Annotated in this window: 14 protein-coding genes; 12 read left to right on the top strand and 2 right to left on the bottom strand. The window is 44.7% G+C overall.

The window, feature by feature from the left end; translation table 11 throughout:
* The 6 genes from rpsM to MVI27_RS09455 all read left to right on the top strand — a co-directional run bounded on the left by rpsM (nucleotide 1) and on the right by MVI27_RS09455 (nucleotide 3,986).
* Complete coding sequence (gene rpsM, locus MVI27_RS09480; RefSeq protein ID WP_246961250.1) at nucleotides 1-378, top strand: 30S ribosomal protein S13; 378 nt, start codon at nucleotides 1-3, stop codon at nucleotides 376-378.
* Nucleotides 379-391: 13 nt separating this feature from the next.
* Nucleotides 392-781: a 30S ribosomal protein S11 gene (gene rpsK, locus MVI27_RS09475; RefSeq protein WP_246961248.1), complete on the top strand. Its 390-nt coding sequence runs from the start codon at nucleotides 392-394 to the stop codon at nucleotides 779-781.
* A 92-nt stretch (nucleotides 782-873) separates the two neighbouring features.
* Nucleotides 874-1,482 carry a 30S ribosomal protein S4 gene (gene rpsD, locus MVI27_RS09470; protein ID WP_246961246.1) on the top strand — a complete coding sequence of 203 codons (609 nt, stop codon included), beginning with the start codon at nucleotides 874-876 and terminating at the stop codon, nucleotides 1,480-1,482.
* A gap of 34 nt (nucleotides 1,483-1,516) precedes the next feature.
* A complete protein-coding gene (locus MVI27_RS09465; protein WP_246961244.1) occupies nucleotides 1,517-2,512 on the top strand; it encodes a DNA-directed RNA polymerase subunit alpha in 996 nt (331 codons plus the stop codon).
* 6 nt (nucleotides 2,513-2,518) lie between these two features.
* Nucleotides 2,519-3,061, top strand: coding sequence for a 50S ribosomal protein L17 (gene rplQ / locus MVI27_RS09460; RefSeq protein WP_246961242.1), 543 nt, complete (start codon nucleotides 2,519-2,521; stop codon nucleotides 3,059-3,061).
* A gap of 148 nt (nucleotides 3,062-3,209) precedes the next feature.
* Complete coding sequence (locus MVI27_RS09455) at nucleotides 3,210-3,986, top strand: DUF3575 domain-containing protein (RefSeq protein WP_246961240.1); 777 nt, start codon at nucleotides 3,210-3,212, stop codon at nucleotides 3,984-3,986.
* A gap of 54 nt (nucleotides 3,987-4,040) precedes the next feature.
* Here MVI27_RS09455 and MVI27_RS09450 read toward each other — a convergent pair whose 3' ends face one another.
* On the bottom strand, nucleotides 4,041-4,430 hold the full coding sequence (locus MVI27_RS09450; RefSeq protein WP_246961239.1) for a hypothetical protein: 390 nt from the start codon (nucleotides 4,428-4,430) through the stop codon (nucleotides 4,041-4,043).
* A gap of 155 nt (nucleotides 4,431-4,585) precedes the next feature.
* Here MVI27_RS09450 and eno point away from each other — a divergent pair, with 155 nt between their 5' ends.
* Both eno and MVI27_RS09440 read left to right on the top strand, forming a co-directional pair.
* On the top strand, nucleotides 4,586-5,881 hold the full coding sequence (eno, locus tag MVI27_RS09445; RefSeq protein ID WP_246961238.1) for a phosphopyruvate hydratase: 1,296 nt from the start codon (nucleotides 4,586-4,588) through the stop codon (nucleotides 5,879-5,881).
* 78 nt (nucleotides 5,882-5,959) lie between these two features.
* On the top strand, nucleotides 5,960-7,246 hold the full coding sequence (locus tag MVI27_RS09440; RefSeq protein ID WP_246961237.1) for a citrate synthase: 1,287 nt from the start codon (nucleotides 5,960-5,962) through the stop codon (nucleotides 7,244-7,246).
* A 316-nt stretch (nucleotides 7,247-7,562) separates the two neighbouring features.
* Here the strand turns inward: MVI27_RS09440 and MVI27_RS09435 are convergent, their stop codons facing one another.
* On the bottom strand, nucleotides 7,563-8,456 hold the full coding sequence (locus tag MVI27_RS09435) for an EamA family transporter (RefSeq protein ID WP_246961236.1): 894 nt from the start codon (nucleotides 8,454-8,456) through the stop codon (nucleotides 7,563-7,565).
* A gap of 309 nt (nucleotides 8,457-8,765) precedes the next feature.
* On the opposite strand from MVI27_RS09435, the gene MVI27_RS09430 reads away from it, so the two are divergent.
* The 4 genes from MVI27_RS09430 to MVI27_RS09415 are packed head-to-tail and all read left to right on the top strand — an operon-like array spanning nucleotide 8,766 to nucleotide 12,684.
* Nucleotides 8,766-9,458 carry a DUF6624 domain-containing protein gene (locus MVI27_RS09430; protein WP_246961235.1) on the top strand — a complete coding sequence of 231 codons (693 nt, stop codon included), beginning with the start codon at nucleotides 8,766-8,768 and terminating at the stop codon, nucleotides 9,456-9,458.
* Nucleotides 9,459-9,493: 35 nt separating this feature from the next.
* Nucleotides 9,494-9,763: a hypothetical protein gene (locus MVI27_RS09425; protein ID WP_246961234.1), complete on the top strand. Its 270-nt coding sequence runs from the start codon at nucleotides 9,494-9,496 to the stop codon at nucleotides 9,761-9,763.
* A gap of 4 nt (nucleotides 9,764-9,767) precedes the next feature.
* The gene (gene paaZ, locus MVI27_RS09420) at nucleotides 9,768-12,260 is read left to right on the top strand and encodes a phenylacetic acid degradation bifunctional protein PaaZ (RefSeq protein ID WP_246961233.1); all 2,493 of its coding nucleotides are present in this window, start codon (nucleotides 9,768-9,770) and stop codon (nucleotides 12,258-12,260) included.
* 43 nt (nucleotides 12,261-12,303) lie between these two features.
* Nucleotides 12,304-12,684, top strand: a complete 381-nt coding sequence (locus MVI27_RS09415; RefSeq protein ID WP_246961231.1) for a GxxExxY protein — start codon at nucleotides 12,304-12,306, stop codon at nucleotides 12,682-12,684.
* Nucleotides 12,685-13,016: the final 332 nt, after the last annotated feature.

Here is a 13,016-nt window from a genome sequence, read left to right as displayed (position 1 = left end):
ATGGCGAGAATTTCCGGTATTGATTTACCAAAGAACAAAAGAGGCGTTATCGGCCTCACCTACATCTACGGGATCGGAAGAAGCACCGCTTCTGAAATCCTGAAAAATGCAGGAATCAGCGAAGACAAAAAAGTCAACGAATGGAATGACGATGACTTGGCAGCAATCAGAAACTATATCACTGATAACGTAAAAGTAGAAGGTGAACTGCGTTCTGAAACCCAACTGAACATTAAGCGATTGATGGACATTGGCTGCCAACGAGGAATACGTCACAGACTCGGATTACCTTTAAGAGGCCAAAGAACCAAAAACAATTCTAGAACCCGAAAAGGAAAAAGAAAAACTGTTGCTAATAAGAAAAAGGCAAGTAAATAATCGGTAAAGAATTATGGCAAAACAGACTAAAGCAGTAAAGAAAAGAAAAGTTAAAGTAGAGGCGATCGGGGAAGCACACATCCAGGCGTCTTTTAACAATATCATCATTTCTTTGACGAATAAAAGCGGAGAGGTGATCTCCTGGGCTTCTGCCGGTAAAATGGGGTTCAGAGGTTCTAAGAAAAACACACCTTTTGCAGCACAGATGGCTGCGGAAAACTGTGCTCAGGTTGCGCATGAAGCAGGCCTGCGCCGTGTGAAAGTATTTGTTAAAGGTCCGGGTGCAGGTAGAGAATCTGCTATCCGTACTATTCACAATTCCGGAATCGAAGTAAGTGAAATCGTTGACGTGACTCCAATGCCACACAATGGTTGCAGACCACCTAAAAGAAGAAGAGTATAATTAATAATTTTTAAATTCTAAATTATAGGTTTTAGATGCAATGCATTTATAATTTAAAATTTATAATCTAAAATTTATAATCTCAAAGAAATATGGCAAGATATATTGGACCAAAAACGAAGATTGCACGAAAATTTGGTGCTGCAATCTACGGAGACGATAAAAACTTCGAAAAAAGAAAAAATCAACCACCAGGACAGCACGGACCAAACAAGAGACGTGGTGCGAAGAAATCCGAATACGCAGTACAGCTGGCTGAAAAGCAAAAAGCAAAGTACACGTACGGCATCCTGGAAAAGCAATTCGCAAACCTGTATGAAAAAGCCCAAAGAGCAAAAGGCGTAACAGGGGAAGTATTGCTGCAATTGTGCGAATCCCGTCTGGATAACGTGGTATACCGTCTTGGTTTTGCGAAAACTAGAGCAGGTGCCCGTCAGCTGGTTTCCCATAGACACATCACAGTAAATGGCGAGCTGGTAAACATTCCGTCTTATTTGTTGAAAGCTGGTGACGTAATCGCTGTAAGAGAGAAATCTAAATCTCTTGGGGTAATTGCTGATTCCCTGGCGTACAAATCAAACTACGAGTGGTTGCAGTTCAACGATGAGAAGCAGTCTGGAACTTTCGTTTCAGCACCTGAAAGAATCCAGATTCCGGAGGACATCAAGGAACAGCTGATCGTCGAACTTTACTCTAAATAATAACTTTTTTCAAATTTTTGCTCAACCTAATTATATGGCAATTTTAACATTTATTAAACCCGATAAAGTAATCCTGCTTAATTCCGATGAATTCAAAGGTCAATTTGAATTCAGACCATTGGAACCGGGCTTTGGGCTTACCATCGGTAATGCTTTGAGAAGAGTATTGCTTTCTTCTCTGGAAGGATATGCTATTTCATCTATCAAAATAGAAGGCGTAGAGCACGAATTTTCAACTATTCCAGGTGTAATCGAAGATGTAACAGAAATCATTCTGAACCTGAAACAACTTCGCTTGAAAGCTAAAACCGAATCGGCAACGACTGAAGAAGTTACTGCTAAAGTTTCCGGGCAAACCAGCATTACGGCCGGTGACCTTGGGAAAAACATGCAGGAGTTCGAGGTGCTGAATCCGGACTTGGTGATCTGTTCAACAAACAAAGATGTTACTTTTGAAATTACCTTTAACATTGATAAAGGCCGTGGATATGTACCATCCGAGCAGAACAAATCTGCCAATGATCCCATTGGAACCATCGCGATCGATTCGATCTTTACGCCGATCAAAAAAGTGCAGTATAGTGTTGAAAATTACCGTGTCGAGCAAAAAACAGACTACGAAAAACTGATTCTGGATATTGAAACGGATGGCTCCATCAGTCCGCAAAACGCGTTGACGGAAGCTTCCAAGATCCTGATCTATCACTTCATGCTGTTCTCCGATGAGCGTATTACGCTGGAAACAGAAGCAGTGAAAGCATCTATTCAGTACGACGAAGAAACACTGCACACCCGTCAGTTGTTGAAGTCCAAACTGGCAGATATGGATCTTTCGGTTCGCGCCCTGAACTGCCTGAAGGCAGCCGAAGTGGAAACACTGGGCGAACTGGTTTCTTATACCAAGTCTGATTTGATGAAATTTAGAAATTTTGGTAAAAAATCCCTGACAGAACTCGAAGAATTAGTGCACGCAAAAGGTCTTAACTTCGGTTTCGACGTTGCAAAATATAAATTAGACGCTGATAAATAACAAACAATGAGACACGGTAAAAAATTCAATCATCTAGGAAGAACCGCCTCGCATCGAAGCGCAATGCTCTCCAACATGGCTTGTTCCCTGATTGAGCATAAAAGAATCAACACTACGGTGGCCAAAGCAAAAGCTTTGAGAGTATTCGTGGAGCCTATCTTAACAAAAGCTAAAGAAGATACAACTCACAACAGAAGAACTGCTTTCTCTTACCTGCAAAGCAAGGAAGCTGTAACGGAACTGTTCCGCACAGTAGCTCCGAAAATCGCAGAACGTAACGGAGGGTACACAAGAATCATCAAAACCGGATTCCGTCCGGGCGATGCTGCTGATACAGCAATGATCGAATTGGTAGATTTCAATGAACTGTACAACCCGAACGCAGAAGAGAAGAAAACAACCAGAAGAAGCAGAAGAACAACAGCTAAGAAAACCGAAGCTGTTGCGGAAACTGTGGAAACACCGGCAGCTGAAACTGCAACTGAGGCTCCTGAAGCATCTGCAGAAGCGCCAAAAGCAGATAACGCTGACGATAAAGCAGCTGAATAATTTTCACGCTGATGCTTATAGAAACCGTTCACTTTTCGTGAGCGGTTTTTTTGTTTTATAACTGATTCGGCGAAGACTGTCGAAATAGCTGTAAAAGGTGATTGTCAACCTCCGCTGTTTGCACTACATTTGAATAAAACTTAAGGTTATGAAAACTCCTCTGTCGTATCTGTGTTTCCTCGCAGCTTTTGTATTCATTTCTAAAGTAAGCGCACAAACCATAGCCAACCAGCAGTTTGCCGTTTCTTCCGCGAACTACACTGAGTCGCCCAACATTATTAAAACAAATGTGACTGCCTATCTCTTCCGCAATATCAATCTGTCCTACGAAAGAATTTTCACCGAAAAGTTTGCAGCCCAAATTTCTTACAGTACCATTCCGAACGGGAGCATACCTTTCAGTGCTTCCACCTTAAAGATTCACAACGTGGAAGAGCTTGCCACAGCAGAAATGAACTACAGTTCTTTTACGGTGGAGCCCCGTTTTTATTTAAATAAGAAAGGGTATGGCCAGGGCTTTTACCTCGCATCATATTACCGCCACAGCCATCTGGAAGTTTCTAACCTCATTTTCGAATACGATGCGGATGGAATACGAAATACGGCTAATCTCTCAGGCAAAGTCAATGGAAACAGTGGTGGTCTTGCGCTTGGTATCCAGTGGAATCTGGGGCAAAGCCAAAACTGGATTCTTGATTTTAATATGATTGGCGCTCATTATGGTGCCGCCAGAGGAGATCTCGTCGCTGTTTCCTCCCGTCCGCTAACGGCACGTGAACAGCAGGTGCTGCAGGAAGAACTGAATGCCCTCGATGTTCCTTTTGTTAAAATTAAGGCGCAGGCAAATGCAAACGGAGCCACTGCACAAATTAGCGGGCCGTGGGCTGGTGTGCGATTTGGTTTGTCAGCCGGATATCGGTTTTAAATAAAAAGAACACCTGCAAGAAGTGTCCTTTTATAATTATATAAATACAAAGAACTAGTTACTTCTTGCTCTTTTGAGACTGATCACATTGTCACCTTGCGTAATGGTAATGCTGTCCTTCTTTGATACGATTTCAAAATCGTAATTGCCGTACACCGTTTTGTCAGCCTCAGCTTCTTTCAGGGGCGCCGCAATCGTTTTATTATTGCTTCGGATGCTGATTGATTTTTCTCCACCTGCTTCTTTAAAAGTAACAAGTGCAGAAGAGCCGTCTTCAGCCACATAACGGTCTGTCCGCTCATTTACCGCTTCTTCAGATGAATTTCCCGTTACTGCCGTTGTTTCATCCGCCTTCAGCACGCCCGCATTTCCGCTGTTCTTTTTATCGCAGCTTCCCATCGTGAAAAGAACAACTGCCGCCGGGAGAATTAATAATTTCTTCATCGTTATCTTATTTTAAATTTAAATATACAAAACTGTCAGAGATTTCTAACAATAATCTACGCGCCACACAGCAAAAAGCAGCTGCCATATTCTGCGTGGTCAGGCTTTATTTCTTAAATTTGTACGTAAATCATAACATTTAAAAAAAGAAAAAAATGAGTTACATTTCCTACATCGATGCGCGCCAGATTCTGGATTCCCGCGGTAACCCAACTGTGGAAGTAGATGTATTTACAGAAAGTGGTGCCATGGGCCGCGCTGCCGTTCCCTCAGGCGCTTCTACCGGCGAGCACGAAGCCGTGGAACTGCGCGACGGCGGTTCCGATTATTTGGGAAAAGGCGTACAGAAAGCCGTAGAAAATGTAACTGATGTCATCGCGCCGGAACTTGTCGGCATGCCGGTGTACGACCAGAATTTTATCGATCAGATAATGATCGACCTGGACGGTACCAAAAACAAGAGCAACCTGGGCGCCAACGCGATCCTTGGTGTCTCCCTGGCTGTAGCCAAGGCAGCAGCTACGGAACTGAGACTGCCTTTGTACAAATATGTAGGCGGCGTAAATGCCAATACGCTTCCCGTTCCGATGATGAATGTCATCAATGGCGGTTCACATTCCGATGCACCCATCGCATTCCAGGAATTCATGATTATGCCGGTGAAAGCAGAATCTTTCTCTGATTCACTACGCAAAGGCACTGAAATCTTCCACAGCCTGAAATCCATTCTGCACGACCGCGGACTTTCAACCGCTGTAGGAGATGAAGGTGGTTTCGCACCAAAATTTGCCGGTACCGAAGATGCGTTGGACACCCTTTCACAAGCCGTGGAAAAGGCGGGCTACAAGGTGGGCGATGATATTATGTTCGCGCTGGATTGTGCAGCATCTGAATTTTATGTGGACGGAAAATACGACTACCGTAAATTCCAGACTGCTGATGCTGCCGTGTACAGCAGCAGTGAACAAGTGAGCTACCTGGCTGAGCTCGCCGGCAAATATCCGATTATTTCCATCGAAGATGGCATGCATGAAGATGACTGGAACGGCTGGAAAATGCTGACCGAAAAAATCGGTGACCGTGTACAGCTGGTGGGCGATGATTTATTTGTGACCAATGTGGAACGCCTGTCCCGCGGAATCAAAGAAAATATTGCAAATTCCATCTTGGTAAAAGTGAATCAGATTGGTTCTCTCTCCGAAACCATGGCAGCCGTACAAATGGCACAGCATAACAAATATACCTCCGTAATGTCGCACAGGTCCGGTGAAACCGAAGATTATACCATTGCAGATCTGGCCGTAGCCATGAACTGCGGACAGATCAAAACCGGTTCTGCTTCGCGCTCAGACCGTATGGCCAAGTATAACCAATTGCTGCGCATAGAACAGGCTTTGGGAGAAACGGCGATCTTCCCGGGAATGGACGCGTTCAAGGTAAAACGTTCATAGATAAAATTAATCAGGAACGCCGCTGCAGATTTGTAGTATTGTTCCTTTATCATTAAATTAGTAAAAAATTAAATTATAATGTCAGATAACAAAGTTGTATTGAACTACGACGGGAAAGCATTTGAATATCCTATCGTTGACAGCACCCTCGGTGACAGAGGAATTGATATTTCCAAACTGCGGGACCAGACCGGTCTGATCACCTTAGACCTTGGTTATAAGAATACCGGCGCCACCATCAGCGAAATTACGTACCTGGATGGCGACAATGGTGAACTATTCTACCGCGGATACCCAATCGAGCAAATCGCCGAAAAATCCAATTTCACCGAAGTAATGTACCTGTTGCTGAACGGCGAACTTCCGACCGAAGGCCAGTTCCAGAACTTCGAAAAAGGAATTAAAAAATATAACTTCGTTGCCGACGAAATGAAGCGTCTTATCGACGTATTCCCGCGTTCTGCGCACCCGATGGGCGTTTTGTCCTCCCTGACGTCTGCTTTAACTGCCTTCAACCCGAAAGCAGTGGATGTGAACTCCAAGGAAGATATGGACCACGCTGCGGAAATGCTGATTGCGAAATTCTCGCACCTGTGTGCCTGGACTTATCGCAAGAAAATGGGCTTGCCAATTAACCACGGCGATAACAGCCTGAACTACGTTGAGAACTTCTACCGCATGTGCTTCCGCCGTCCGAATGAAGAGTTTGAACTGGACCAGACAGTCGTCAATGCACTGGACAAACTGTTAATCTTACACGCTGACCACGAGCAAAACTGCTCTACCTCTACAGTAAGAATGGTAGGTTCTGCGCACACTGGATTGTTTGCTTCCGTATCTGCCGGTATTTCTGCGCTTTGGGGCCCGCTTCACGGTGGTGCTAACCAGGCTGTCATTGAAATGCTCGAAATGATTGAGCAGGATGGTGGCGATGTAGCCAAATATGTGGAAAAAGCGAAAAACAAAGACGACAACTTCCGTCTGATGGGCTTTGGTCACCGCGTGTACAAAAACTTCGACCCGCGCGCCCGCATCATTAAGAAAGCAGCAGACGATATCCTGAACGCACTCGGCATCGAGGACAAAGCACTGGACATTGCAATGCAGCTGGAGCGCGTAGCTTTGGAAGACGATTATTTCGTAAGCCGCAAACTCTATCCGAACGTGGATTTCTACTCCGGAATTATTTACCGTGCGCTGGGCATCCCGACCGAAATGTTCACCGTAATGTTTGCGCTGGGCCGCCTGCCGGGCTGGATTTCTCAGTGGAAAGAAATGCGCCTGAACAACGACCCGATTGGCCGTCCGCGTCAGGTGTACAAAGGAGCCGAAAAACGCGACTATGTAGACATGGGCAACAGATAACTGGAGCTCTCACCCTAAATTCCCTTGCAGTATCTACTGTGAGGGATTTTTTTTTGGGCGCACATTTCCGTCTTCCACTCCCGCTTCCCGCGCCTGCTTAGGCGCAGGAGAGCTTCGTTCCAGCCGGGGCGCAGGTCCGCGTATTGGGAATTCTGTTCTTAAAATCACTTAATATTCAGCAACGGCCGATACCTATTTTCCGCTTTCGCTTAGAACTAATTAGCAGCAGAAAAGTCCGGCTGGCTGTTCAGCTGTAACAGATTTTGTATAGAGCAAGGCTGATTGTCCTGCAGAAAAGACCAGTTTTTACAAAAACTTATCGCCGCCGAAACTTCACGTTCATAATGACAATCGCTGCCAGGATCAAAAGGATTCCCAACCACTGGATAGCGGTCACCTTTTCATTCAACAGGAAAAATGCCATCAGCACGGAAACCGGAAGTTCCAGCGAGGATACGATGCTTCCCAGGCCTAAACCAACTTTCGGAAAGCCGGCGTTCAGCAGCAGCGGCGGAATGATCGTACCGAAAAGTGCCAGGATAAAGCCCCATTTCCAGAAGATTGAAAAGTTAAAACTACCCTCGTAGCTATACAATACAAAACAAATAATCACCGCAAATCCGCCTAACAGCATGAGTAAGCTTTTCTTGTACGCGGGCAGATACACCGCAATTCTGTTAGAAGTGTACATGGTGGTGGTAAAGGATGCCGCCGCCATCAACCCCCAGAACAGTCCGTGCCAGTCCAGCTCAATCTTTTGCCCGATCAGGTTGGTAGCCAGTAAAGTTCCAAAAAGTACAATCATCACCGACAGGGTTTTTCTTGCTGTAGGCCATGTCTTAGATAAAATTGCCTCCAGCAGTACGCTCATCCAGACGGTTTGCATCAGCAGCACAATTGCTACAGAAACATTGATGTACACCACGGATAAATAATAGAACAAACTCGTGAAACCCAGCGAAGTTCCCGCCAGTAGCAATTTTGGCAAATCTCCTTTCGCGATTTTTGGAGTCTCTATCTTTTTTATTTTTGTCTGGAATAGGGTAATCAGCAACATGCCCAAAACACCCAGCGACAACTGTGCAAAAGTGACCTCCGCTGTAGTATAGCCTTGGCTGTAAGCCAGTTTTACAAATGTAGCCAGCATACCGTAACTGGAAGCACCCAGGGCAACAAATGCAACCCCTTTTATTAAATCTTGTCTCGTCATTCTCTCTAAATTACAAAAGCCTGCAAAGATACTTACATTAATTGCTTCCAAAAAGTAATGCAGACTCTATTTTGCCCGGCAGGCCCGAACTCACGTAACTGGTGCAGAAAATCTGACTGTGCAATTAACAGAGTTGGCCTGCTGAATATCCGTAAATCAAACTCTTAAAAAACGCCTTATATTTTGGCGGCAAGCATCTCGTTAATCTACTAGGAAATTCCGCTTGATCGCCACATGGCAAGAATGCCATATTTCTAAATTTCCTTATCTTAACGCTCGCGAAAATTTATCACAGAAACCGTACTTCAAATGAAACGCTTTAATCAAATTATACTGCTCGCAATTTTGGGGTTCATCTGGTCTTCCTGTACTTCCCGGCAGGCCATAAATACGGAGCTCAAGAAAGAATTGGATTATATTATGTTCACCGATCAGGCATTTCGGAGACAGTACGAACCGGATATTTCCGAGCAGGAAAGAAGAGATATTGCTGACAGCCTGAAGATGGACTATGACACAATGAGACGAGATCTTCTGGTTCTTATGAATAAATATGACAGGGAAAATATTAAGAAGATCGGGAAAATCATATCAAAATATGGTTACCCGGGAAAATCCTTGGTCGGCGAACCCACCAATCAAGCGGCCTATTTAGTCATCCAGCACTCGAACGAAATTCCAAAATACTTACCGCTCGTGAAAAAAGCCGCCGCAAAAAAAGAATTGCCTTTTAGGAATTATGCCACAATGCTAGATCGTTATCTCATGAACAAAGGAAAAGAGCAATTGTATGGTACACAGGGCTTTGGCGTGGGTGATATGGAGATTATTTGGCCCGTGAAGAATCCGCAAAAGGTCAATAGATTAAGAAAGAAAGCGGGTTTCACACAGACAATCGAAGAATCTGCGAAAGAAACATTCCGGGAAAGTTTTGAATATAAGATTTACACCCTTGAAGAAGTGAAAAAAATGTTTTCCGGATATATTATATATGATGAGTGAAGTGCGACCCATCCAAATAAATTTCACCCAGACGAATGCATTTGAAAAATAAAAAAATAAAGGTTGTTGCGATTGTTATTTTGATTGCCTTAAACGTGCTCGCCTTTTACTTTATTAACAAGGGAATAGAAACAGAAAAACTGATCCGGCAGACACAGGATGCCGGTCTTGTGGCGAAAATGCAGCAAGAGCAGTTGCTGAATGATGTGCTGCCATCACTGGTCTTTACCCTTAATATCGCGCTGGTGTTATTGCTCGTCATCTTGGGGATTCGCTCATTAATTAAAAAAAGAAAAACTGCTTAAAAACATGAAGCTCAAAAACTATATACAGGGACAATGGATAGAAGGAAACGGCGCCGAAGTTCCGTTGCATAACGCTGTAACCGGCGAATTGGTTGCTATTTCCGATACCGGCGGAATCAATTTTGAGGAAGCATTGCACTACGGCCGCACGGTTGGTTACAAAAATCTGTCGTCCATGACCTTTTACGACCGCGGCGAAATGCTCAAAAAAATTGCGCTGTACCTGCTCGAAAGAAAAAAGAAATATTATGAACTTTCCTATAAAACCGGTGCTACCCACGCGGATTCCTGGGTAGATATCGAAGGTGGCTTTGGAACTTTCTTCACCTACTCGGGTTTAGCTAAAAGAATGCTGCCCAACACACCATTTTGGGTGGATGGTGATACCCAAAAAATCTCTGCCAACGGAACTTTTCTCGGGACCCACATCCTGACGCCAAGTGAAGGAGTTTCGGTGCAGATTAATGCCTACAACTTCCCGGTCTGGGGAATGCTGGAAAAACTTTCCACGTCTTTACTGGCAGGTGTGCCGGCTGTTGTAAAACCTGCCGTTCCCGGCTCGTATCTCACCAACGCTGTTTTCAGCGATATGATAGAAAGCGGACTGCTGCCGGAAGGTGCGCTGCAACTGGTGTGTGGGGAACCTGGAAACATTCTGGATTATGTGCAGGATGGTGACTCCGTATTATTTACCGGCTCTGCTGCGACTGGAAAAAAACTGAAGTCGCTTCCGTCCGTTGCCGGAAATGCCGTACGTTTTAATCTGGAAGCCGACTCTTTGAACGCGTCCATTCTCGGATTGGATGCGAAACCCGGCACCCCCGAATTTGACTTATTTATCAAAGAAGTGCGAAATGAAATGACCACCAAAGCCGGGCAGAAATGTACCGCCATCCGCCGGATTATTGTTCCCGAAAATTTAGTTGGTGATGTTCAGAACGCACTTTCCAACGCACTGGATCAAACCAAAATCGGGAATCCGCTCAACCGCGAAACCAGAATGGGTTCAATTGTGGGGAAAAAAGAACAGGCAACTTTGCACGAGCAGATCAACAAACTGAAAGCCGAAACCGAACTTATCTACGACGGTCAGCATGAACTGCTGGATGCAGATTATGACAGCGGTGCCTTTGTGTCTCCTAAACTCTTTTATAATGACAAACCGTTTGAAAAAAATGTGTCCCACGAGGTTGAAGCCTTCGGCCCGGTTTCTACTTTGATGCCGTACCGTGATGCAGAAGAGGCAGCAGCGCTTGCCAAACGCGGAAAGGGAAGTCTGGTAGGATCCATTATCTCCCGCGACGAAAAGTTTGTCGCTGAAACTTCCTGGAAAATGGCGACCTCGCACGGACGTATTTTTATCCTCAACCGTGATAATGCCAAAGAATCCACCGGCCACGGCTCTCCGCTGCCTACACTGATGCATGGCGGCCCGGGACGCGCCGGCGGCGGCGAAGAAATGGGCGGCCTGAACGGGCTGCACTTCTTCCTGCAGAAAACAGCGGTCCAGGGTTCACCGGATATGCTCACGGCCGTGACCAAAATTTATCAGCCGGGAGCCACCTATCAGTTCTCCGATAAACACCCGTTCAATAAATACTTTGAAGAGGTGGAAGTGGGTGATTCGCTGGAAACGGCCGGCCGTACTGTTACCGAGGCAGATATTGTCAACTTTGCCAATGTTTCCTGGGATCATTTCTACGCGCACACGGATTCCACCTCTTTAAACGGAACCATTTTCGAAAAGGTAGTGGCGCATGGATATTTTGTTTTATCCGCCGCGGCAGGATTATTTGTTTCCGGCAAGAAGGGGCCGGTGATTGCAAATTATGGTCTTGAAAATGCGAGTTTCTTTAAGCCTGTCTATGCCGGCGATACCATCACCGTGTACCTGACCGCAAAAGAAAAGATAAACAAAGGCGTAAAAGGAAGAAATATTCCGAGTGGTGTTATTAAGTGGCTGGTGGAGGTCGTGAATCAGCGCGAAGAAGTGGTCTGTGTTGCCACCATCCTGACGCTGGTCGCCAAGAAGTCAGGCTTTATGCCGCTTTCTGTAGCTGCCGTTAAAAATGCTTTAAACAATCTCACTGAGTCTTCGGAAAGAACATTCGGTGAAATGACGCCGCAACTGATGGTGGAACACATGGAAGAAGTGGTGCGCAACGGCATGGGCCAACTGAAACCAGAAAATTTCCCGGCCCTTCCGGAGGAAAAACTGGAAAAGCTGCAGGACTGGCTTTACACCGAAGACGAAATTCAGCCGGGCGCAAAATATCCTTTGTTGCAGGAAGATGAAACCATGCAGCCCAAATATAAGAACCTGGACCAGGCCAAGGAAAAACTCCTCGAAGCCGTGAAGGAATACAACGTCCATTACCGTGAAAACCCGTCCGCAGAGACTTATCATCCACGCTTCGGTATGCTGAACAAAGAAATGTCTGAACTCTTCCAAAGAAAGCATTTCACGCATCATTTTAAACAGTTTGGGTTGGTGTAATCTTGTGTTATTATTTCATGTTACAACATATTTCAACTTTTTTATGACTGAAAATGAAATAAGTTATAGCATCAGAAAAGCAATTTTTGAAGTTTATAATTCGCTTGGACCGGGTTTACTTGAAAGTGTGTACCATAAAGCCTTAGCAATCGAATTAAGACAGCAAGGCTTACACGTGGAGATTGAATTTCCTGTTTCTGTCATTTATAAAGAAAAGGATTTAGGTTTAGCTTTCAGGATTGATATTTTAGTGGAGAACCGTGTGCTTATTGAAATTAAATCTGTAACGGAATTACTGCCGCTCCATCATAAGCAAGTTTTGAATTATTTAAAGCTAACGAAAATGCACCTGGGTATTCTGGTTAATTTCAATACGAAAGAGCTTCCCGATAATATTGTAAGAATAGTTAACGGATACAATTAAGTTCATTAAGATCTGTGCATAATAAGCCGTACCGCCCTTAAGCTGTCATGTAAATCTGTGTAGATCTGTGCGCAATAATCAGCACACGGATTTCACAGATTACCACAGATGCTGTGTGCAATAACATAAACGTTCTTACGCTTCTATGTTAATCTGTGTAGATCTGTGCGTAATAATCAGCACACGGATCCCACAGATTGCCACAGATGCTGTGTGCAATAACATAAACGTTCTTACGCTTCTATGTTAATCTGTGTAGGTCTGTGCGCAATAATCAGCACACGGATCCCACAGATTGTCACAGATGCTGTGTGCAATAACATGAACGTTCT

Source organism: Chryseobacterium salipaludis, assembly GCF_022968825.1.
Taxonomy (GTDB): domain Bacteria; phylum Bacteroidota; class Bacteroidia; order Flavobacteriales; family Weeksellaceae; genus Kaistella; species Kaistella salipaludis.
The sequence above is the reverse complement of the archived record's forward strand: the minus strand, read 5'-3'. Positions and strand labels throughout refer to the sequence as shown.